The sequence below is a fragment of the Nocardia sp. GP40 genome, assembly GCF_050434125.1.
In the GTDB taxonomy this organism is placed as follows: Bacteria; Actinomycetota; Actinomycetes; order Mycobacteriales; family Mycobacteriaceae; genus Nocardia; species Nocardia albiluteola.
In genome coordinates this window covers 169,155-190,295 of record NZ_JBNPVW010000018.1, presented here as the reverse complement: position 1 = coordinate 190,295, position 21,141 = coordinate 169,155, and the positions used below count along the sequence as shown (strand labels likewise).

General features: G+C 70.4%; 21 protein-coding genes. 12 read left to right on the top strand and 9 right to left on the bottom strand.

Annotated elements, in window-relative coordinates:
• Nucleotides 1–95: 95 nt before the first annotated feature.
• The 7 genes from ABH933_RS39320 (at nt 96) to ABH933_RS39290 (ending at nt 8,275) form a co-directional block, all read left to right on the top strand.
• Entirely contained in the window at nt 96–1,091 is a 996-nt protein-coding gene (locus ABH933_RS39320) for a helix-turn-helix transcriptional regulator (RefSeq protein WP_429419288.1), read from the top strand.
• Between the two features lie 156 nt (nt 1,092–1,247).
• Nucleotides 1,248–2,252, top strand: a complete 1,005-nt coding sequence (locus ABH933_RS39315) for a helix-turn-helix transcriptional regulator (RefSeq protein ID WP_215916955.1) — start codon at nt 1,248–1,250, stop codon at nt 2,250–2,252.
• A complete protein-coding gene (locus ABH933_RS39310; RefSeq protein WP_429419290.1) occupies nt 2,249–3,301 on the top strand; it encodes a 2-dehydropantoate 2-reductase in 1,053 nt (350 codons plus the stop codon). The genes ABH933_RS39315 and ABH933_RS39310 overlap by 4 nt, the downstream gene beginning before the upstream one ends.
• Before the next feature lie 64 nt (nt 3,302–3,365).
• Complete coding sequence (gene tatA, locus ABH933_RS39305; RefSeq protein WP_429419292.1) at nt 3,366–3,635, top strand: Sec-independent protein translocase subunit TatA; 270 nt, start codon at nt 3,366–3,368, stop codon at nt 3,633–3,635.
• A gap of 104 nt (nt 3,636–3,739) precedes the next feature.
• Nucleotides 3,740–4,732 carry a twin-arginine translocase subunit TatC gene (gene tatC / locus ABH933_RS39300; RefSeq protein WP_429419294.1) on the top strand — a complete coding sequence of 331 codons (993 nt, stop codon included), beginning with the start codon at nt 3,740–3,742 and terminating at the stop codon, nt 4,730–4,732.
• A gap of 3 nt (nt 4,733–4,735) precedes the next feature.
• Nucleotides 4,736–7,432: a DEAD/DEAH box helicase gene (locus ABH933_RS39295; protein ID WP_429419296.1), complete on the top strand. Its 2,697-nt coding sequence runs from the start codon at nt 4,736–4,738 to the stop codon at nt 7,430–7,432.
• A gap of 171 nt (nt 7,433–7,603) precedes the next feature.
• Nucleotides 7,604–8,275 (top strand): DUF4333 domain-containing protein, encoded by a 672-nt coding sequence (locus tag ABH933_RS39290; RefSeq protein WP_429419298.1) that lies wholly within the window; start codon nt 7,604–7,606, stop codon nt 8,273–8,275.
• Between the two features lie 276 nt (nt 8,276–8,551).
• Here the strand turns inward: ABH933_RS39290 and ABH933_RS39285 are convergent, their stop codons facing one another.
• A complete protein-coding gene (locus ABH933_RS39285; protein WP_429419300.1) occupies nt 8,552–9,517 on the bottom strand; it encodes a 5'-3' exonuclease in 966 nt (321 codons plus the stop codon).
• A gap of 121 nt (nt 9,518–9,638) precedes the next feature.
• On the opposite strand from ABH933_RS39285, the gene ABH933_RS39280 reads away from it, so the two are divergent.
• Nucleotides 9,639–10,766, top strand: coding sequence for a M24 family metallopeptidase (locus tag ABH933_RS39280; RefSeq protein WP_429419302.1), 1,128 nt, complete (start codon nt 9,639–9,641; stop codon nt 10,764–10,766).
• A gap of 253 nt (nt 10,767–11,019) precedes the next feature.
• Here the strand turns inward: ABH933_RS39280 and ABH933_RS39275 are convergent, their stop codons facing one another.
• Entirely contained in the window at nt 11,020–11,430 is a 411-nt protein-coding gene (locus ABH933_RS39275) for a pyridoxamine 5'-phosphate oxidase family protein (RefSeq protein ID WP_429419304.1), read from the bottom strand.
• Nucleotides 11,431–11,686: 256 nt separating this feature from the next.
• On the opposite strand from ABH933_RS39275, the gene ABH933_RS39270 reads away from it, so the two are divergent.
• Genes ABH933_RS39270 through ABH933_RS39260 form a run of 3 tightly spaced genes read left to right on the top strand, consistent with a single transcriptional unit; the run spans nt 11,687 to nt 14,473 of the window.
• Nucleotides 11,687–12,439, top strand: coding sequence for an SDR family NAD(P)-dependent oxidoreductase (locus ABH933_RS39270; RefSeq protein WP_429419306.1), 753 nt, complete (start codon nt 11,687–11,689; stop codon nt 12,437–12,439).
• Between the two features lie 40 nt (nt 12,440–12,479).
• Nucleotides 12,480–13,739, top strand: coding sequence for a precorrin-6y C5,15-methyltransferase (decarboxylating) subunit CbiE (gene cbiE, locus ABH933_RS39265; RefSeq protein WP_429420170.1), 1,260 nt, complete (start codon nt 12,480–12,482; stop codon nt 13,737–13,739).
• Nucleotides 13,736–14,473 (top strand): cobalt-precorrin-6A reductase, encoded by a 738-nt coding sequence (locus ABH933_RS39260; RefSeq protein ID WP_429419308.1) that lies wholly within the window; start codon nt 13,736–13,738, stop codon nt 14,471–14,473. The genes cbiE and ABH933_RS39260 overlap by 4 nt, the downstream gene beginning before the upstream one ends.
• A 91-nt stretch (nt 14,474–14,564) precedes the next feature.
• On the opposite strand, the gene ABH933_RS39255 is transcribed toward ABH933_RS39260, so the two are convergent.
• The 4 genes from ABH933_RS39255 to ABH933_RS39240 form a co-directional block, all read right to left on the bottom strand.
• Nucleotides 14,565–15,110, bottom strand: a complete 546-nt coding sequence (locus ABH933_RS39255) for a PadR family transcriptional regulator (protein ID WP_429419310.1) — start codon at nt 15,108–15,110, stop codon at nt 14,565–14,567.
• Between the two features lie 59 nt (nt 15,111–15,169).
• Nucleotides 15,170–16,795 carry a precorrin-3B C(17)-methyltransferase gene (gene cobJ / locus ABH933_RS39250; protein ID WP_429419312.1) on the bottom strand — a complete coding sequence of 542 codons (1,626 nt, stop codon included), beginning with the start codon at nt 16,793–16,795 and terminating at the stop codon, nt 15,170–15,172.
• Complete coding sequence (locus ABH933_RS39245) at nt 16,792–17,430, bottom strand: precorrin-8X methylmutase (protein WP_429419314.1); 639 nt, start codon at nt 17,428–17,430, stop codon at nt 16,792–16,794. The genes cobJ and ABH933_RS39245 overlap by 4 nt, the downstream gene beginning before the upstream one ends.
• A 103-nt stretch (nt 17,431–17,533) precedes the next feature.
• Nucleotides 17,534–17,971, bottom strand: coding sequence for an Lrp/AsnC family transcriptional regulator (locus tag ABH933_RS39240; protein WP_215916970.1), 438 nt, complete (start codon nt 17,969–17,971; stop codon nt 17,534–17,536).
• Between the two features lie 139 nt (nt 17,972–18,110).
• On the opposite strand from ABH933_RS39240, the gene ddaH reads away from it, so the two are divergent.
• The gene (gene ddaH, locus ABH933_RS39235; protein ID WP_429419317.1) at nt 18,111–18,983 is read left to right on the top strand and encodes a dimethylargininase; all 873 of its coding nucleotides are present in this window, start codon (nt 18,111–18,113) and stop codon (nt 18,981–18,983) included.
• Nucleotides 18,984–19,074: 91 nt separating this feature from the next.
• Here ddaH and cobG read toward each other — a convergent pair whose 3' ends face one another.
• From cobG to ABH933_RS39220, 3 genes are all read right to left on the bottom strand, one after another.
• Nucleotides 19,075–20,325, bottom strand: a complete 1,251-nt coding sequence (gene cobG / locus ABH933_RS39230) for a precorrin-3B synthase (RefSeq protein ID WP_429419319.1) — start codon at nt 20,323–20,325, stop codon at nt 19,075–19,077.
• A 71-nt stretch (nt 20,326–20,396) separates the two neighbouring features.
• Complete coding sequence (locus ABH933_RS39225) at nt 20,397–20,726, bottom strand: hypothetical protein (RefSeq protein ID WP_429419321.1); 330 nt, start codon at nt 20,724–20,726, stop codon at nt 20,397–20,399.
• 10 nt (nt 20,727–20,736) lie between these two features.
• Nucleotides 20,737–20,991: a hypothetical protein gene (locus tag ABH933_RS39220; protein ID WP_215916973.1), complete on the bottom strand. Its 255-nt coding sequence runs from the start codon at nt 20,989–20,991 to the stop codon at nt 20,737–20,739.
• Nucleotides 20,992–21,141: the final 150 nt, after the last annotated feature.

The following is a 21,141-nucleotide window of genomic DNA, read 5'->3' as shown; positions in this document are numbered from 1 at the left end:
GGTTCACCCCGGATTCGCTCGCGGGCGCCGGGTGCGCCGCTGAAAATGCGATACCACCGCGCATCGATCGCCGGACTCGCATTACTCTTGTCCGAGTGGCGATATCCAAGGTCGAGCGGCTGATGAATCTGGTTATCGCGCTGCTGTCGACCAGGCAGTTCCTGAGCGCGGAGCGCATTCGCGACAGTGTCGCCGGGTACGAGGAGTCCGCCAGCGACGAGGCGTTCAGCCGGATGTTCGAGCGCGACAAGAACGAACTGCGCGACCTGGGTATACCTCTCGAGGTCGGCCCGGTCGGCCGCTTCTCCGGCCAGGAGGGCTACCGCATCAACCGCGATGCGTACGAGCTCCCCGATATCGACCTCACGAGCGAGGAGGCGGCCGCGGTCGCGGTGGCCGTGCAGCTGTGGGAGTCGCCGGAACTGGCCGCCGCGGCCGAGGGGGCGCTGCTGAAGCTGCGGGCGGCGGGAATTCATGTGGAACCCGAGGCGGCTTCCGCCACGGTGCCCGCCGTGCCCGCGCGCACCAGGGGTTCGGAGGCGGCGCTGGGCAAATTGCTGGCTGCCATCGATGCGGGTCGCGCGGTCCGATTCGAGCACCGGAACACGCACAGCGCGCCGTACTTGATGCGCGATGTCGAGCCGTGGGGAGTGGTGACCCACCGCGGCCGCTGGTATCTGGTCGGGCACGATCGCACCCGCAATGCCGTGCGCACCTTCCGGCTGTCCCGGATCGGGGCGGACGTGACCGCGTACGGCCCGGAGAACGCGGTGCACGCTCCCGAGGGCACGGATCTGCGCGCGATCGTCAGGCAGGTCACGGGCGCGGCCCCGGTGACCGGGTCGGCGACCGTCTGGGTGGCCGAGGGCCGCGGACAGGAGATCCGCCGGCTCGCCCCGATCGTGGAGGACCGCGATGTCGGCGGACGTAAGGGGTCGGTCATCGAGGTGCCGGTCCGCTCGCGCGACTGGCTGGCCCGCCTGGTCACGGGCCTCGGCCCGGACGCTCTCATCCTGGCCCCCGCCGACCTGCGCGAGGACGTGATCTCCCGCCTCCGCTCAGTTCTGGATCGCACCGAGGTTCACGCATGAACGCAGCGGAGCGGAGTGAATCGGTGAGCCGGCGTGCCCTGCGCACGACGGAGCCGAGCGCTAGCGAGGTGGAGTCATGAACGCAGCGGAGCGGAGTGAATCGGTGAGCCGGCGTGCCCTGCGCACGACGGAGCCGAGCGCTAGCGAGGTGGAGTCGTGAGTAGCAGGCTGTCCACGCGGCTGTCCCGGCTGCTGAACATGGTTCCGTACTTCCTGGCCAATCCCGGAATCAGTGCGGCCGAGGCGGCCGAGGATCTGGGGGTGACGACCAAGCAGCTGATGAACGACCTGAATCAGCTGTGGATGTGCGGGCTGCCCGGATACGGCCCGGGTGATCTGATCGATCTCTCGTTCTCCGAGGAGAGCGTGGAGGTGACCTTCTCCGCGGGCATCGACCGCCCCCTGCGGCTGACGTCCACCGAGGCGACCGCACTGCTGGTGGCGCTGCGCTCGATCGTCGACCTGCCGGGCATGGTGGATCCGACGGCCGCCCACGCGGCGCTGGCGAAGATCGAGTCGGCGATCGCGGGGACGGAGTCCGCCGCGCAGCCCAGAGCCGTTGCGCCGCAGGAGGCCCCGGCGGTGACGACCGTGCGCTCGGCGCTGGCGTCGGGTCGCGCGCTGCGGCTGGTCTACTACTCGGCGAGCCGCGATGTGGTGTCCGAGCGGGTGGTCGACCCGATTCGAATCGTGCTGGTGGACAACAACTCCTATCTGCAGGGCTGGTGTCGTCAGGCCGAGGGGGTGCGGCTGTTCCGGTTCGACCGCATCGAGGAGGCCACCGAACTGCGCGAACCGGCCCGCCCGCCCAGCCATGCCACCGATGCGGCCGCGGCCCTGGACCTGTTTTCCGACGATCCCGCGGTTCCGCTGGCGCGGTTGCGAATTCGCGCCGATTTCGGCTGGGTGCTGGACCAGTATCCGATGCACCAGGTAGCGGTCCTGCCCGACGGCGACGCCGAGGCCACGATGCGCTTCGCCACCCTGGACTGGATGGCCCGGCTGCTGCTGGGGTTCGGATCGGGCGTGACGGTGCTGGGCCCGCCCGAGCTGGTCACCGCCGTGCGGGAGCGCTCCGGCGCCGCGCTGGCGGCCTATGCCGCGCTCGCCGAGGACGGCGGGTACGGCACTGCCCCGCACGAGGAGGTAAGTCCCGCTTGACTTTTCGTGTGACGGTGCTCGGCGCCGGCAGCGTCGGGATCTTCGTGGGCGGCAAACTGGCCGCCGCCGGTGCGGAGGTCACCTTCGTGGGCCGCCCGCGCCTGCTCGACGAGATCCGGGCGCACGGCCTGCGGCTGTCGGATCTGGACGGCGGCGACGAGCGCGTCGCCCCGGACGCGTTCGGCGCGGAGACCGTGCCCGAGTCCGCCGCCACCGCCGACCTCGTACTGATCACGGTGAAGTCGGCGCAGACCGGGGAGGCGGTCGCAGAGCTGGTGAACCGGATCGGGTCCGGCACCGTCGTGGTGAGCCTGCAGAACGGGATCGGCAACGACACGGTGATCCGCGAGGTGCTGACCTCGTGCGTGGTGCTGGCCGGGATGGTGATGTTCAACGTGGCCCACCAGGGCGAGGGCCACTTCCACCGTGGCACGGAAGGTGTCCTGGCCGTCACCGACAACCCGGCCGTGGATCGGTTCGCACCGCTGTTCGCCCGGGCCGGGCTGCCTCTGGACCGGCACGCGGACCTGCTGCCGGTGCAGTGGGCGAAGCTGCTGCTGAACCTGAACAATCCGGTGAACGCCCTGTCCGGCCTGCCGCTGCGCGACCAGCTCGCCGGGCGCGACTACCGGCGCTGTCTGTCGCTGGCTCAGGCCGAGGCGCTGGCGGTCATGCGGCGCGCCCGGATTCGCCCGGCCCGGCTGACGCGCGTGCCGCCCTGGCTGATGGTGCGGGTGCTGGGGCTGCCCGACGTGGTGTTCACCCGGCTTGCCGGCGCCGTGGTGGCGGTGGATCCGCAGGCGCGTTCGTCCATGGCCGACGATCTGGAGCTGGGCCGCCGGACCGAGATCGCGTGGCTGTCCGGCGAGATCGTGAACCTGGGCCGGATGGTCGGGATGCCCGCGCCGGTCAACGCCCGGTTGACCGAGCTGATCGGCGCCGCCGAGCGCGGCGACCCCCGCCGGTGGGCGGGTACGGAGTTGCTGGCAGAGTTACGTGCGGCGAAGTCCGGCGGCGCGGACGCGGCCCATTCGGCGCAGCGGGGCTGACGAGCGGGTTCGGTTCTTCCGGGTCCGGTAGCATCGGACATACCACAGTCTTTGGAGGTTATCGATGGGTACATTCGGCCCGACGCATTGGATCATCATTGCGTTGCTGGTGCTGGTGCTGTTCGGCGCCAAGCGGCTGCCCGACGCCGCCCGGGGCCTGGGGCGCTCGCTGCGCATCTTCAAGAGCGAAATGAGCGAGATGCAGTCCGAGGGCTCCGCGGCCGCCCCTGCGTCCAGTCCCGCACCCGCGCCCGCCCCGCAGGAGTTGCCCGCCTCGCAGCCGGCCGCCCCGGCCCCGCAGGCGCAGGTCAACCCGGAAGTCCACAAGGCGTAGCCGCCGCATCGTCGCCACCCGGCCCGCTCCGAACGAGCGCATGCCGCCGGGTGGTTTGCCGGGGTCCGGCCCAGATACTGCGATCAGCGAGGCATTGAGAATCCATGCGCATCCCGTTCGACCCCCGGCGCAGCAAGCGCAGGACGAATCCCGACGGCACCATGTCGTTGGTCGAACATCTGGAGGAGCTGCGCTCCCGGCTGCTCAAGGCGCTGCTGGCCGTCGCGCTCACCACCGCCCTCGGATTCGCCTGGTATCAATACGGATTCCTCGGCATTCACAGTCTCGGTGACATCCTGCGCGGCCCGTATTGCTCGCTCCCGGCCTCCTCGCGTGCGACCCTGAGCGCCGACGGGGCCTGCCGGCTCCTCGCGACCGCGCCGTTCGAACAGTTCACGCTGCGGCTCAAGGTCGGCCTCACCGCGGGCGTGGTCCTGGCCAGCCCGATCTGGCTGTATCAGATCTGGGCGTTCGTCACCCCGGGTCTGTACGCGAAGGAACGCAGGTACGCCGTCAGCTACGTCGGCGCCGGTTCGGTGCTGTTCGTCATCGGCGCGCTGCTGGCGTACTGGGTGGTTGCCCACGCGCTGCGGTTCCTGATGTCCGTCGGCAACAACGTGCAGATCACGGCGCTGAGCGGCACGCAATACTTCAGCTTCATCATCAAGCTGCTGATCATCTTCGGGGTCAGCTTCGAAACGCCGCTGCTGATCGTCGGGATGAATGCGATCGGCGTGCTCAGCTACGCGCGGCTGAAGAAGTGGCGGCGCGGCATGATCTTCGGGCTGTTCGTCTTCGCCGCGATCGTCACGCCGCAGGATCCGATCTCGATGCTGTCGCTGGCCGTCGCGCTGACGGTGCTGTTCGAGGTGGCGGTGCAGGTGGCTCGGCTCAACGACCGGCGGCGGGCCCGGGCGAGCGGGGAGTGGGACGCGCTGTCCGACGACCAGGCATCGCCCCTGCCCGGCGCTGGAGGGATGGGCCAGGCGGAGCCGATCGCGGCCGCGGAGCCGGTCGACCCGGCCGCCTCGATCCTGCACGACTCCGCCGCGGAGAAAACATCGAGACCCGTGTCGGACTACTCCGATACGCTGTGACGAGTGGGACAACGGTCGCCGATCGGCGAACTTGCGGCATTCACCGCCGAACTGAAATTCACGCTCGATCCGTTCCAGCTCCAGGCATGCGAAGCCCTCGAGCACGGTCACAGTGTGCTCGTCTGCGCCCCGACCGGGGCCGGTAAGACGGTCGTCGGCGAGTTCGCGGTGCATCTGGCCCGGGCCGCGGGCGGCAAATGCTTCTACACCACCCCGATCAAGGCGCTGTCGAATCAGAAATACGCCGACCTCGTCGAGCGCTACGGCCGCGGCCAGGTGGGCCTGCTGACCGGCGATCAGTCGCTGCATCCGGACGCGCCGGTGGTGGTGATGACCACCGAGGTGCTGCGCAACATGCTGTACGCGGGATCCGATGCGCTGCAGGGCCTGTCGTACGTGGTCATGGACGAGGTGCACTACCTGGCCGACCGGTTCCGCGGGGCGGTGTGGGAGGAGGTCATCCTGCACCTGCCGCCGGACGTGCGGCTGGTGAGCCTGTCCGCGACAGTGTCGAACGCGGAGGAGTTCGGCGCGTGGATGGAGACGGTGCGCGGCAATACCGCCGTTATCGTCGACGAGACCAGGCCGGTCCCGCTGTGGCAGCACGTGCTGGTGGGGCGGCGGATGTTCGATCTGTTCGATCAGAAGTCCAGCGATCAGAAGATCCTGGTCGACGAGGATCTGGTGCGCTACATCAAGCACCGCGAGGCCGAGGACCGGATGAACGGCTGGGGTGGTCCCCGGCATCGCGGCGGCGGTCCGCGCCGCGACTACCGTCCGGTGCCGCGCCCGGAAGTGCTGGCCCGGCTCGACGACGAGGGCCTGCTCCCGGCGATCACGTTCATCTTCAGCCGCGCGGGCTGCGACGGCGCCCTGGCGCAGTGCCTGCGCTCGCGGCTGGACCTGAGCCGCGACGACGAGCAGGCGGAGATCACCGCCATCATCGAGAAGCACACCGGCGATCTGCCGCGCGCGGATCTCGAGGTGCTGGGGTACTGGAATTGGCGCGAGGGCCTTTTCCGGGGGCTGGCCGCACATCACGCCGGCATGCTGCCCGCGTTCCGGCACACCGTCGAAGAACTGTTCGTGCGCGGGCTGGTGCGCGCGGTATTCGCCACGGAGACACTGGCTTTGGGCATCAACATGCCCGCCCGCACCGTGGTGCTCGAGCGCCTGGTGAAGTTCAACGGCGAATCGCACGCCGAACTGACGCCGGGAGAGTACACCCAGCTCACGGGCCGCGCGGGGCGGCGCGGCATCGATGTCGAGGGGCACGCGGTGGTGGTGTGGCATCCGAACGTGGACACCAGCGCCGTCGCGGGCCTGGCCTCGACTCGCACCTATCCGCTGCGCAGCTCGTTCCGGCCCGGATACAACATGTCGATCAACCTGATCGACCGGATGGGCGCCCAGGAGTCCCGGGCGCTGCTGGAGCGGTCCTTCGCCCAGTTCCAGGCCGACCGGTCGGTCGTGGGCCTCGTGCGCGGCATCGAGCGCAACGAGGGGCAGCTGCGCAAGCTGCGCTCGCAGATCGACGACGACGGCTTCATGGATTACCTGTCGCTGCGCGAGCGGATCAGCCAGCGCGAGCGCGATATCGAGCGGCAGGGCCGCGCCGATCGCCGCGGGGCCGCCGTCGCCGCGCTGACCTCGCTGCGGCGAGGCGATGTCGTGGCGATTCCGAGCGGCCGGCGCCAGGGCCTCGCGGTAATCCTGGAACCCGATCAGTCGCCCGGCGATCCGCGCCCGCTGGTGCTCACCGAGGACAAATGGGCCGGACGCATCTCCGCGGCCGACTTCCCCACGCCCGCACAGCCTTTGGGGCGAATGCGGCTGCCGCGGCACGTGGATCACCACACCGCCCGCACCCGTCGCGACCTGGCCTCGGCCCTGCGCAGCACCGGGATCACCCCGCCCGGGCGGCAGCGCCGCGGAACCCGCGCCAAGGGTGGCGAGGACCGCGAGCTGGACACGCTGCGCCGTGCGCTGCGCTCGCATCCCGCGCACACCCGGCCCGACCGGGAGCAGCTGGCGCGCGTCGGCGAGCGCTACAACCGGGTGCAGCGCGAGACCGAGTCCATGCGGCAGAAGGTCGCGGCGACGACGAATTCGCTGGCCCGCACGTTCGATCGCATCGTCGAACTGCTGACCGAGCGTGGCTACGTCGACGCCCAGGGGGAGGTGACCGCCGACGGCCGCAGACTCGCGCGCATCTACACCGAGGCGGATCTCGTTGTCGCCGAATGCCTTCGGCAGGGGGTCTGGCGCGGGCTGGGCCCGGCCGAGCTGGCCGCGGTGGTGTCGATCCTGGTATACGAGTCGCGTCAGGAGAGTGGATATCTGGGACCGTCCGGTCCGACCGCGCCGATCCGGCGCGCGGTCGGGGCCACCCTGGGCATCTGGGGTGAGCTGCGCACCGACGAGGCCGCGCACAAGCTGGAGCCCACCCGCGAACCGGATCTGGGGTTCGTCACCGGGGTGCACAAATGGGCCCGCGGTGACGGCCTGGCCGAATCGCTGCTGGCCAGCGGGGACCAGGGCAATGCGCTGTCGGCGGGCGATTTCGTGCGCTGGTGCCGGCAGGTGATCGATCTGCTCGACCAGATCCACAATACGGCCGACGACGTCGAGGTCGCTGGGACGGCGGCCAAGGCGGTGCGGGCAATCCGGCGAGGTGTCGTGGCGGTGGATGCCGCCTAGGCGGCGGTGGTCGGTGGAGTGGGGGAGCACGGTCCGGCGGTGGAGCGGTCAATACGAACGCTGCGTGCCGGACTGTGATTTGATGCTTTCGAGCACCGACCGTGGTGAGAGATCTCAGGACCTCACACGGGGGGAAGCGTGGGTACGACGAGTGCAAGTGGAGGCAGGCAAATGAGCGGCCCGTACGGTCCGAACGACACCCCTGGTGCCGGGTCGGGGAGTCCCAGCGACCCGACTCAGTGGGGCGGCCAGCAGCAGTGGGGTCAGCCGGGCCAGGCGTCCTGGCCGCAGCAGGGCGCCGGCAGCGCCGATCCGACCCAGCAATGGAGCGGCCAGTCCCAGCAGCAGTGGGGGCAGGAGAGCTCGCCGTCGTGGCCGCAGCAGCAGCCTGCGCAGCCCTCGGCGTGGGATCCCACTCAGCAGCAGTGGGGCCAGCCGGGGCAGCAGGGGCAGCAGTGGACCCAGTCCGACTGGTCCCAGCAGCCTGGGTCGCCCGCGCAGCCGTCGTCGCCGGTCGACGGCGAAGGCAAGAAGAAGTCGCGCAAGGGCCTGCTCTTCGGCGGGATCGGCGCGCTGGTGGTCGTCGTCGTGGCCGTGGTGCTGGGCTTCGTCTTCCTGGGCAGCGACCAGCTCGACAACTCCGCCGTGCAGACCGGCGTGCAGAAGGTGCTCAAGGATTCCTACGGCATCGATGACGTCCAGGACGTCAGCTGCCCGTCGGGCGAAGAGGTGAAGGTCAACAACAGCTTCGATTGCAGCCTCAAGGTCGGCGGCGAGAAGAAAAAGGTCACCATCAAGGTCACCAAGTCCGACGGCACCTATGAGGTCGGCCGCCCGAGCTGAGGGTTCCGCACCGCGCGGCCGAATCGCGGGGTGCGAACCGCCGGACGTGGTGCACCCGGGCGATCCTTTTGATCTAATGGCCCTTTCGCCATGGGTGTGAAAACAATGCTGCGAGTTGAGCTTTGAAGCGCACACGACGCGAGCGCGAATCGTTGGCCATGGCGGTTACGCGGTGTTCGATGGGCTCGGCTGCGACGGGCCTTTCGCGCAGGAGGGTGCGCGCAGGGCAGCCGGTGGCCCTCGTGCCGCAACCCGGGCGAGGCATAGGTTCCCGGCTCAGGCTCCGCGGTTGGCCATAGCGGCGATGAGGCGTTTGACCGGGCTCTCCGCGTTGTAGGCGGCTGCCAGGGCGTTCAGGCCGTCTGGGTCGGCGGGGGTTTCGGGGAGCGTGTCCGGGCGGGAGAGGTGCACCTCGGCGTCGCGGACCACGCGGACGACGGGGGCCGCCACCTTCAAATAGTCCTGTGCCGCAGTGAGTTTGGCGCGCACGCCCTGTGCCAGCTCGGCGTCCGGATCCGAGACGGCGGCGACCAGCGCCTCCAGGGTGCCGAAGCGGGAGATCAGGGTGGCCGCGGATTTGTCTCCGATGCCCGCGACGCCGGGCAGGCCGTCGGAGGCGTCGCCGCGCAGGGTGGCCATGTCGGCGTAGGCGGGCCCGGCATTCTCCTGGGGCACACCGTATTTCGAGGCGACCTCGGCGGGGCCGAACAGCTCGGCCTTGGCCAGGCCTCGGCCGACGTAGAACACCCGCACCGGCGGGGCCGGGTCGTCGCGCACCAGCTGGAGCAGATCGCGGTCGCCGCTGACGACGATCACCTCGTCGGTGCGCTCCCTGGTGGCCAGGGTGCCGATGACGTCGTCGGCCTCGAGGCCCTCGGCGCCCGCGGTGGCGATGCCCGCCGCCTCGAGCACCTCGAGAATCATGTCCACCTGGGGGGTGAGCGTGTCGGGCACCTCCTCGGCGCCCGGCGCGGCTCCGGCCGAATCGTCGAGCCGGTGCGCCTTGTAGGAGGGCAGCAGCTCGACCCGGAATTGCGGCCGCCAGTTCAGATCCAGGCACACCACCAGCCGACCCGGTGCGTGCCGGGCGATCAGCGCCGCCACCATGTCGGTGAATCCGCGCAGCGCGTTCACCGGCTGCCCGCTGGGCGCGGTGATCTTCTCCGGCACGGCGTAGAAGGCCCGGAACCACAGGCTGGCCCCGTCGAGCAGCAACAGCGGTCCGGCGGCAGGTGAGCTCATAGCGCAGACGGTACCTGCTCGGGCTGACAAACCAGCCCGGGAGGCGAGGTGAGGCGGGCGCTCCTGCCGGGACGGCGATGTCCGGGCGGCGCCTATTGCCAAGCGGGTAACGTGAGGCGGCATGAGCGACCAGTCGGATTCACGGTTCGGTGCAGAGGTCTACGGAAAGCGGTTGGAGCGGGCGGCGGAGCTGCTGCGGGCCGCTCATCTGGATGCGCTACTCATTACGCCGGGCCCGGATCTGCGGTATCTGATCGGGTCGCGCGCGCAATCGTTCGAACGGCTGACCTGCCTGGTCGTCCCCGCCAGCGGCGCGACGCCGTCGGTGGTCGTCCCGAAGCTGGAACTGGCGGGGCTGGCGGGTTCGGCGGCCGGTGAGCTGGGCCTGCAGCTGCTGGACTGGGTCGACGGCGTGGATCCGTACCACATCGTCAAGTCCGCGCTGAACGCCGGCGCCCGGGTCGCGGTCGACGACGCGATGCCCGCGCTGCATCTGCTGCCGATCGCCGACGTGTTCGGCGTGCTGCCCGCGTCGGCGACGCCGGTGCTGCGACAGCTGCGAATGCGCAAGGACGACAGCGAGATCGAGGCGCTGCGCCGCGCCGGCGCGGCGATCGATCGGGTGCACGCCCGGGTGGGCGAATGGCTGCGCGCCGGGCGCACCGAGGCCGAGGTGGCCGCCGACATCGCCGAGGCGATCGTCGCGGAGGGGCATACCGCGGTCGCCTTCGTGATCGTCGGCAGCGGTCCGAACGGCGCGATTCCGCATCACGAGCAGTCCGACCGCCGCATCGAATCCGGCGACATCGTGGTCGTGGACATCGGCGGCCCGGTCGAGCCCGGCTACTATTCCGATTCCACCCGCACCTATGTCGTCGGCGAGCCCGATGCGGAGATCGCCGAGCGCATCGCGGTGCTCGAGCGGGCCCAGGCCGCCGCGGTGGCCGCGGCCCGCCCCGGCGTCACCGCCGAATCCGTCGACGCCGCGGCGCGAAATGTGCTGACGGAGGCCGGTTTCGGCGAGGCCTTCATCCATCGCACCGGCCACGGCATCGGCCTGTCCGTGCACGAGGAGCCCTACATCGTGGGCGGCAACGACATCGTGCTCGAGCCCGGTATGGCCTTCAGTATCGAGCCGGGCATCTACTTCCCCGGCGAGTGGGGCGCCCGCATCGAGGACATCGTGGTGGTCACCGACGGCGGCTGCGAATCGGTGAATCAGCGCCCCCATGGGCTGACGTCCGTGTGAACCCTCGCTCCGCAGAGATCTCTGGCGTCCTGACGGCGGTGCAGCTCGGCCGCATCGCAGAATCCATTGCTGCACAACAGGAGTGCGAGGGTGCCTGCGTTCAGTTCTCCGGCGGGCACAACGATCCGTGGGACGACCTCGGGAATGCGGTGGACCTGACCGCCACGGGCCTGGTGCCGTACGGGAACGTGCACCATCCGCACGGGCACACTGTGGCCCGGACGAAACGACTCCGGGTACGAAGCCGAGGCGATCAGACGCAGCGCAGGGCCGCGCTCGACAGCAGGCGGGTGGGGCGGATGACGATGACGACGCGGGCCGGGTTCTCGCGCGGAGTCCGGTACCGGACGGCGTAGCGCCGTTCGGCCTCGGCGACCTCGGCCGGGTCGGTGAGCACGTCGGCGGGACCCTCGAGGGTGAGCCAGCGGGCCCCGTCGACCTGGCTCACCGCGGCATACCCGGTGTGCCGCACATTGCGCGCCTTCGTTGAATCGCCCGAGGTGATGATGCGGACGATCCCGGCCTCGTCGTCCCACGCGAATCCGATCGGAACGACGTGGGGTGTGCCGTCGCCGCGCAACGTGGTGAGTGTCGCCAGATGCCGTTCGGTGACGAACGCGAGCGCGGCCGGGGCCATTTCGATGCGGGTATCGGTGGCTGCCATGCAGCCAGGCTAACAATCGGTGAACTTCCGTCGTCCCGCCCGTGCTCAGAACGACCCGGCGGGCCGGCTGAGCAGCGGAATTGTCCGCTGGGCCGGGATGCAGTTGCCGTGTGCCGTGTGCCATGGACGGTGCGCGGATGCGGTCGTTCGTGAGCACATCCGGCGGAGGTACTCCCGATGTTCACCGGGCGCGTACCGGTGGGGTTGGAGGCAGGGCCACGGGCTGTGTGGCGTTCGACGATGGCACACTGTCGGCATGGGTGTGCGGGTGGACGAAGGTGCGATCGTGCTGCTGGGTGGGCGCAGCGAGATCGGGCTCGAGATCGTGCGGCGGTGTGCGGCGGGCCGGGTGGTGATTCTGGCCGCGCGTCGCAGCGACGAGCTGGCGCGGGAGCGGGTTGCGGTCGAGGATGCGGGTGCGGCCGCGGTGCACTGCGTCGAGTTCGATGCCGACGATCTGGCCGCGCACCAGCCGTTGCTGGAGAAGATCGCCGCCGAACACGGCCGGATCGGCGCGGCGGTGCTCGCGTTCGGCGTGCTGGGTGACCAGGCTCGCGCCGAACAGGATCCGGCGGCGGCGGTCGCGGTACTGCAGACCGATTTCGTGGCGCAGGTCGGCCTGCTGACGATTCTGGCGAACATGCTGCGGGCCCAGGGCAGCGGGCACCTGGTGGTGTTCAGCTCGGTGGCCGGATTCCGGGTGCGGCGGGCCAATTACGTGTACGGCTCGGGGAAGGCGGGACTGGACGGATTCGCCACCGGACTGGCGGATGCGTTGCACGGCACCGGAGTTCACCTGCTGCTGGTGCGTTCCGGATTCGTGATCGGCCGCATGACCGAGGGGATGGACCCCGCGCCGTTCTCGGTGCGTCCCGGCCAGGTCGCCGACGCGGTGCTCGCGGGGTTGCGCGCCCGCCGCGAGATCGCCTGGGCCCCGGCCATGATGCGCCCGATCTACTTCGTATCCCGCTTCGTCCCGCGCGCGATCTGGCGGCGGCTGCCCCGATGACCGGCATGTCCCGTTCGGCGGGGGAGACCCGATGGTGATGATGCAGTGGTCCGGCGCCCCGATCACGGTGGTGGGCATCGGGGCCGACGGCTGGGACGGGTTGGGGTCGGCGGCGCGCGAGGGCGTGGAGCTGGCGGACGTGGTGTTCGGTTCGGGGCGGCAGCTGGCGCTGGTGCCCGCGGCCGTCTCCGGCCCCGAACGGGTGCGGTGGCCCGTTCCGCTGCTTCCGGCGCTACCGGATCTGTTCCGCGCGCACCGCGGTTCGCGAGTGTGTGTGCTCGCGAGCGGGGACCCGATGTTCTACGGAATCGGGGTGCCGCTGGCGAAACTCGTGGGGCCGCAAGCGCTTCGGGTGCTGCCGCAGCCCTCGTCGGCAGCGCTGGCCTGTGCTCGGCTGGGCTGGGGGCTGGCGCAGACTCCTGTGGTCAGTGCCGTGGGGCGCAGGCTGGAGACGGTGCTGCCGGAGCTGGCCGACCGGCGCCGGATCCTGCTGCTGAGCTCCGACGAGCGCACCCCGGGCGAGTTGGCGAAGCTCCTGTCGCGCAACGGTTTCGGGTCATCGCTGCTGACGGTGCTGGAACAGCTCGGCGGCCCGGCCGAGCGCGTCGTGTCGGGTGAGGCGGCGGTGTGGGACGCACCGCTGGGCGACCCGCTCAATATCGTCGCCGTGGACTGCCTGGCCGATCCGGGCGCACCGCGGCTGACCCGGCTCCCGGGCCTGCCGGACGGCGTGTACGCCGGTGACGGGCAGCTCACCAAGGCGGAGGTGCGCGCGCTGTCCCTCGCCGCGCTGGCCCCCGCGCCGGGGGAGCTGCTGTGGGACGTCGGCGGCGGGTCGGGCACGATCGCCATCGAATGGTGCCGTACCCATCCGGAGTGCAGCGCAATCACTTTCGAGCGATCCGAAGCGCGACGCGAGCAGATTGCGGGCAACGCCGCGGCCCTCGGGGTGCCGGGAGTGGCGATCGTCGGCGAGGTGATCGCGGAGCTGGCGGACGGCGGACTCGCAGAACCCGACGCCATCTTCCTGGGGGGCGGGCTCACCCAGCCCGGTGTATTCGAGAGCTGCTGGGCACGGCTGCGACCCGGCGGACGCCTGGTCGCCAACGCGGTGACCGCGGAATCGGAGACGCGCCTGGTCGCCTGGGCGGCCGAATTCGGCGGTGCGCTGCGGCGATTCCAGATTCACCGGGCCGAGCCGCTCGGCGGTTTCACCGCGTGGCGCCCCCAGCTGCCTGTCACGCAGTGGAGCGTGATCAAGCAGGCCGAGGTGGACCCGAACCCGGACGGGCAGCGGTGAGAATCCTGCTGCTGGGCGGTACTCGTGAGGCCCGCGAGATCGCCGAAACCGGTACGGATGAGCGAGAATTCGAGCTCGTCTCCTCGCTCGCCGGACGGGTCCGAGATCCGGTGCTGCCCGCGGGGCCGGTGCGGGTCGGAGGTTTCGGCGGAGTCGATGGACTGCGGGAGTGGCTGGCCGCCAACGATATCGATGCGGTCGTCGATGCGACGCATCCATTCGCGGGCCGGATCTCGGCGCACGCGGCGGCGGCCGCTGCCGCACTGGAGCTGCCGGTCCTGCACGTGCGGCGTCCCGGCTGGCGGGAGCGACCGGGCGATCGTTGGCTCCGCGTGCCCGATGTGGCCGCGGCCGCGGATCTCGTGGCGGGGCTGGGGGAACGGATCTTCCTGACGATCGGTCGTCAGGAGGTCGGCGCGTTCGCGGGCCTGCGAGGGCAGTGGTTCCTGATCCGCGCGATCGACCCGCCGACCGCCGCGCTGCCGCGCGAGCACGAACTTCTGCTGGCCCGTGGGCCTTTCGACGTCGAAGACGAGGTGCGGCTGCTGAGTGCGCACCGGATAGATGCGCTCGTCACCAAGGACAGCGGGGGAGAGTCGACCGCGGCCAAACTCGCCGCCGCCCGCGCCCTCGGCATCCCCGTCGTCATGGTCGATCGCCCGGCGTTACCCGCGGGCGCGGCGACCGTGGAATCGGCCGCCGCGGTATGGGATTGGCTGCGGGTGCTGCGTTGAGCCGCGTGCGCGGCGTTGTCGGCCGCGGAGGTGGCACGCCGTTGGGATGGACGCTCGAACTCCCCGGCGCGGCGAACGGGCGGCCAGGCTTTCAGGAGGGGTCGGCGGATGCGGGCGCCAACAGTGTCGGCAGCCGGTCGAACCAATCCAGCACGGCCCGTTCGTATCCGATGCCGAAGTCCAGGGTCGCTCGCTCGTAGCGGGACATCGACTCGTCGGTATCGCCCAGATAGCGTTCGAGGCGTTGTTCGTGGATCGCGCGGTTCGCCGCGATGATTCGATGCAGCCGCTCGGATTCGACGAATTCGCCGAATGCCAGGGTCAGCAGCAGCGGTACCCGGATGGTCTCCGCGCCCGGGTCGCGGGCGATCCACTGCGCGAACGCCTCGCGGCCCGCCTCGGTGATTCGATACGGCGTCCGCTCGCGCGCGCCGGTCTCACCCTTCTGCACCAGCCCGATCCGGGACATCGTCGCCAGCTCGCGATACACCTGGCTCTGGGTGATCGTCCAGAAGTCCCCGATCCGGTCCTGAGCGACGCTGACCAGATCCCACCCGGCCATCGGGCCCTCGTGCAGGAAACCCAGCAGTGAGGCGGCGGTCGAGTTCAGTCCCCGCTTCGGTTCGTCCCCGGACATGCCACCCTTCCTTCAATGTTCCACATAGGAATATTAACTGCTGGGACAGTCGAACCGCATCATCGGGCCACGTACCGGCGTGAGGTGTAGACGCGGGTGCCGGACGGGGTGTCGAACGCGGTGGTGGTGGAGGCGCCGATGATAAGCAGGGTGCGCATGTCCACCTCGGCGGGATCCAGCTCGGCGAGGGTGAGCACCCGCACCGATTCGCCCGGCCCGCCGACATCGCGACCCAGGATCACCGGCGTATCGGGCTTGCGGTGTTCGAGCACCAGCTCGCGCAACGCGGCGACCTGCCAGGTGCGCTGCGAAGAGGCCGGGTTGTACACGGCGATGGCCATGTCGGCGGCGGCCACGGCCGAAATGCGCTGTGTCACCGTCTCCCACGGCTTGAGCCGGTCGGACAGCGAAATCATGGCGAAGTCGTGGCCGAGCGGGGCGCCGACGCGGCTGGCGACCGCCCCGGCCGCGGTCATGCCGGGCAGCACGCGCACCGGGACGTCTCGCCACTGCGGATCGGCGGACTCCTCGATCACCGCCGCGGCCATCGCGAACACGCCGGGGTCGCCGGACGAGACCACCACCACCCGGGCGCCCTGCTTGGCCAGATCCAGTGCCATGGCGGCACGTTCGGACTCCACCCGGTTGTCGCTGGCGTGCCGCCGCTGCCCCGGGCGCAGCGGAACCCGGTCGATATAGGTGGTATAGCCGACCAGATCGGTTGCCGCGGCGAGGGCCTCGGTGACCTCGGGAGTCGTCCAGTCCGGGGAGCCCGGGCCGAGACCGACGACGACCACCTCGCCTGGTTCTGGCGAACTGCTATGCACTGTAAGGGAATCCATCACCGGCGGTGCGACATTGTCGTCGGCCGCGGACGGGCGGTCGGGATCGTGCGGGTCAGCTGCGGATCGCCGCGCTCGTGCGGCGGCCTCGGAATTGGCGGCCGTGAGCGGGATCTCGGTGGTGACCTCGGGTCCCGGGACGACGGTGATCGCGAAGTACGGCACCTCGTCGTCGGCGACATCGGCCGCGCGTAGCACACGCTGCCGGCCGGTGCTCGCACGCTCGACATAATAGGCGTCGTCGATCCGTCCCGCATCGGAAAGCGCCTGCCGCACACCGGGATAGGTGCGCCCCAGCTTCATGATGACGGCGGCGTCGGCGGCGGCGAGCCGGCGGGCGAGCTCATCGGCGGGCAGGGTGCCGGGCAGCACCGTCAGCACCTGATCGCCCTCCACCAGCGGCGTGCCCAGGGCCGCCGACGCCGCGCTCACCGACGTGATGCCGGGGATGATCTCGGCGTCGAACCGGCCGGCGAGGCGGCGGTGCATGTGCATGTACGAGCTGTAGAACAGCGGATCCCCCGCGGCCAGCAGCGCCACGGTCCGCCCGGCCTCGAGATGACCAGCCAGCGTCGCGGCCGCCCGCTCGTAGAACTCGTCGATGGCGCCCTGATAACCGCCCGGATGGTCCGTCGTCTCGGTCGTCACCGGATAGATCAGGTGTTCCTCCAGCTGCCCGGGGCGCATGTATGCCGCGGCGATGCCGCGCGAGATGCTGCGCCCGTGGCGGGCGCTGTGAAAGGCGATCACATCGGCCGCGCCGATGATCCGCGCCGCCTTGACCGTGACGAGTTCCGGATCGCCCGGTCCGAGGCCGACGCCCCAGAGCTTTCCTCGGCTCATTCCTGTTCGCTCGCAATCGCATTCAGCGCCGCCGCGGTGATGGCGCTGCCGCCGCGCCGGCCCCGGACGGTGAGATAGTCGATGCCGCCGCCGAATTCGGACAGCACCTGCTTGGACTCGACGGCTCCGACGAATCCGACCGGGATGCCCAGCACCGCCGCCGGCCGGGGCGCACCCGCGTCGAGCATGTCCAGCAGGTGGAACAGCGCGGTCGGGGCGTTGCCGATCGCGACCACCGCGCCGTCCAGGCGGTCGCGCAGGAGTTCCAGCGCCGCAACCGATCTCGTGTTGTCCATGGTTAGTGCCAGCTCCGGCACCCGGGGATCGCCCAGCAGGCACAGCACCTCGTTGTCCGCGGGCAGCCGCCGTCGCGTCACCCCGGAGGCGACCATGGTGGCATCGCACAGGATCGGGGCACCGGCCCGCAGCGCGGCGCGGGCCCGGGCGACGACGCCCTCGGAGTAGTCCACGTCGGCGGCCAGATCGACCTGCCCGCAGGCGTGGATCATCCGGACCACGACCTGCGCGACATCGGCCGGGAACCGGGCCAGGTCGGCCTCGGACCGGATGGTCGCGAACGACCGCCGATAGATCTCGGCCCCGTCGGTGAGGTAGCTGGTGCGCACATCGGACATGCCGTCCACATTAGAAGTGCGGTTGTGCGTGGTCGGCCCCGGGCCTGGGCTGACGCCGCGAGGGCACGGCGCGGAGGCCACGATTGTGGCCGGCTCCGGAGCCTCAGGTGCGAGGGCGCTCGAGGATTCTGGACATCACGATGCTGCTGCGGGTGCGTCCGACTCGGGCGTTCTCCCGGATGCGCTCGACGGTGGATTCGATCTCGGCCATATCGCTCGCCATGACGTGGACGAGCGCGTCCGCCTCGCCGGCGATGGTCCAGACTCCGACGATCTGCGGGATCGGCTCGAGGCTGCGGCGCAGCTCGGCGGGGGAGATGTTGTCGCGGTAGTACACCTCGACGTACGCCTCGGTCCGCCAGCCCAGCGCGGCCGGATTGACCTGCGCGGTGAAGCCGGTGATCTGCCCGCCGGTGACCATCCTGTCGACCCGGCGCTTGACCGCGGGCGCGGACAACCCGACCCGCGCCCCGATGTCCTGGAACGATGCGCGCGCACTCTTGAGCAGGTGGGCGAGGATATCGCGATCGATGTCGTCCACGACCGGGCCTCCGTTCGTCGCGCCTGCAATGAATCGCCGTTTCGAGCCGTCTTTGTGCAACGAATCCGTATTTCTCGCGCAATAGTACGCCGCTTACCGTCATTTCTAGCCTCGAGAACGCCGATCACAGGGAGTCCCGTTGACGTCTGTCGCCACGCTGCGCGCCCCCGAACCGTCCGGCGCTCGCCGGCCGGTGCCGCGCCGGTTCCTGATGTGCCGCCCCGACCATTTCGACGTCCGCTACGCGATCAATCCCTGGATGGACACCACCGCCCCGGTCGATCGCGTCCGCGCGCTCGCGCAGTGGGATACGTTGCGCGACACCTTCGAACGGCACGGTCACATCGTCGAGACGATCGCCGGTGAACCCGGGCTGCCCGATATGGTTTTCGCGGCCAACGGCGGCCTGGTGATCGGTGACCGCGCCCTGTCGGCGCGGTTCGCCAGCCCCGAGCGAGCGGCCGAGGGACCCGCCTATCACCGCTGGCTGACCGGGCGCGGATTGCACCGGGTCGCGGCCGCGGTCGAGATCAACGAGGGGGAGGGCGATTTCGCGCCCGCGCCCGGACGCATCCTGGCGGGCACGGGATTCCGGAGCTCACCCGCCGCGCATCGGGAAGTCGAGCGATTCTTCGGGTTGCCGGTGGTCTCGCTGGAACTGGTGGATCCGCGGTTCTACCACCTCGACACGGCGCTGATGGTGCTCGGTGACACCATCGCGTACTACCCACCCGCGTTCAGCCCGGCCAGCGCGGAACTGCTGGCGAGCATGTACCCCGATGCGGTCGTGGCCACCGCGCGGGACGCGGATGTGCTGGGCCTGAACGGAATCTGCGACGGCTACCACGTCTTCCTCAGCGACCGCGTCACCGTACTGGCGGACGAACTGCGGGCCCGCGGTTACGACCCGATCGGCATCGACCTGTCCGAGTTGCTGAAGGCCGGCGGCGGCGTGAAATGCTGCACGCTCGAAATGCACCACCGTGCAACCGAACCGGCCGCCATCGACTAATTGCCCGGGTCATCCCTGCTTCGCGCGAGGCCTCGGGCTCGCCGTCGGGAAGCGTCGGCGCGGATCGTTTGGGGGGCTGGTGCTGCGAGCGTCAGTCGCGCGGTCGACCAGGCGGGGTGATGCGGTAGCCATCCTGTTCGGCGACGACATCGGTGACAGCACCGCGCGGGCGGCCGCAGCGGCGTTCGCAGCCGGACCAGTGCTGGCGGCCCGCCCCGACGATCTCGGTCGCATCCAGGCCACGGAGTTCGGCCTCCGGGGAATCGGACGGCCCGTGCTCACCCGCCGTGATGCCTTCCGGCGCATCGAGCTCCGCGGTGTGATGCAGCACCCGTCCGCCGGCGACCGCCGCCGCGGCGTCGGCACGCACGTCGGTGCGGGACTTGGCACAGCCGGGCTGCCCCGCGCAGGCCGTCACCAGCAACCAGGGTGATGCGGCGTCGAAGATCAGGCCCATCGGCGCGAGCACCCGCACCACCTGCTCGGCGGCCCACTCGTCGAGGTCCGCCAGCACCAGGCTGCGCCAGGGGGTCAGCACGATCGGGCGGTCCACGGCGGCAAGGAATTCCGCGGTCCGGGCGGGCAGACTGCCGAGCGGAATACCGGCACCCAGGCTCACCAGGCCGTCGCGCTGATCGTGCCAGCCGATCGGAATATCGTGGGGCGCAGCGAATTCCAGCGACTCGGCGGTGGCCGGGCGGCCCAGGGCGGCGGCGATGCGGGCGGGGCCGTCGTCCACCTCGTGCACCCGCCACCGCTCACCGCGCAGCCCCTGGAATTCGTGCGCGGCGGCGAGCAGGACCGCGACGGCGTCGTCGGCCGGTATCCGGATGCCGCTGTCGCGTCCACCCAGCAGCAGCGCGTAGGTGCTCTCGCCGGTCGCATGGACGCCGAAATCGCCGCCGAGGCCGCTGATGTCGCCGCGCCCGTCGTCGAGGGTGAACAGGACCCGGCCCGGCAGTTCGGCCAGCGCGGGGGCCGCGCGCAGCGCCTCGTCCAGGCGCGGCACCACATCACGCACATCGGTCAGGCCGCCGACGCGGCCCGAGAGCGGCGAAGCGATGATGTTGCGGACCCGTTCGTGGGTGGGGCTGGGTAGCAGATCCGCGGCCGCGAGCCGCTCGGCCAGTGCGGTGGCATCGTGGATCCGGCGCAATTGCACATTGCCGCGCGAGGTCAGCTCGATCGCGCCGTCGCCCAGCGTGCGGGCGGCCTCGGCCAGGGCCTGCAGCTGATCCGGGCGCAGGCGGCCGCCGGGCAGGCGGATCCGGGCCAGTGGCCCGTCGGCGGCCTCGTGCAGGCGCAGCACGCCGGGGCACGAATCGGGTGCGGAACGAGTCATGATGGGATCAGCCTACGGCGCGGGCTGTTCGGGCCGCTCACAACCCTTGCGCGGCCCGTTGGGCGATGTACTCAGGCCCGGATGTGGCGACGCCGGGCGCGCGCCCGCACCGGGGTGAGCATCGCGCGCGTGCGCAGCGCCCGCGGCGTCTGGTCCCACTTGTCGGCGAGCAGATTCGGGGTGGCGTGATGGTCGGCGTGGTCGCGGTGGACCGTGGTCGCGATGACGGTGAGGCCGTACAGGAGGGTCAGCGCGCACAGGGTCCCGCAGATCACCGCCCACTCGGTGTGGCCGCTGCCCGCGGCCGTGAGTGTCATCGCCAGCGTCGCGAAAGTTACCAGTGCGCAGAAGTAGCCGGACCATGCGGCAAAGTGATTGCGGCGGACCCAGTTAGGGGGCATCGGCATATTCTCAGCGTCCTCTCTCCCCGATCAACAGGCGCAGCCGGACGCGCCGCGCCCACCGCGGGGGCGGAGCGTAGCTCTCGGACAACAGATGTGGTTTCTCGTGACGGTGGATCCGGTCTCGGTGGGCCGTGGATTCGAAGACCAGCAGACCCGTCAGGGCGATCGTCGCGCAGGCGCAGCCAGCGATGACTGCCAGGGTGTTGCGATGTTCGGCGGCGGACGCGAGCGTCATTGCGAGCAATGCAACGGCAACCATCATGCAAATTATTCCTGACCAGGCAGCGAAGCGATTTCGCCTGGCCCATCCTGGTGAGTTCGGCATATGACGAGCGTACGCCGGTGATGTCCGGTCCGGGAGCGGAATTCGCAGGTCGGCGAGGGTGCCAGCGGACACCGGATAATCCCGGTG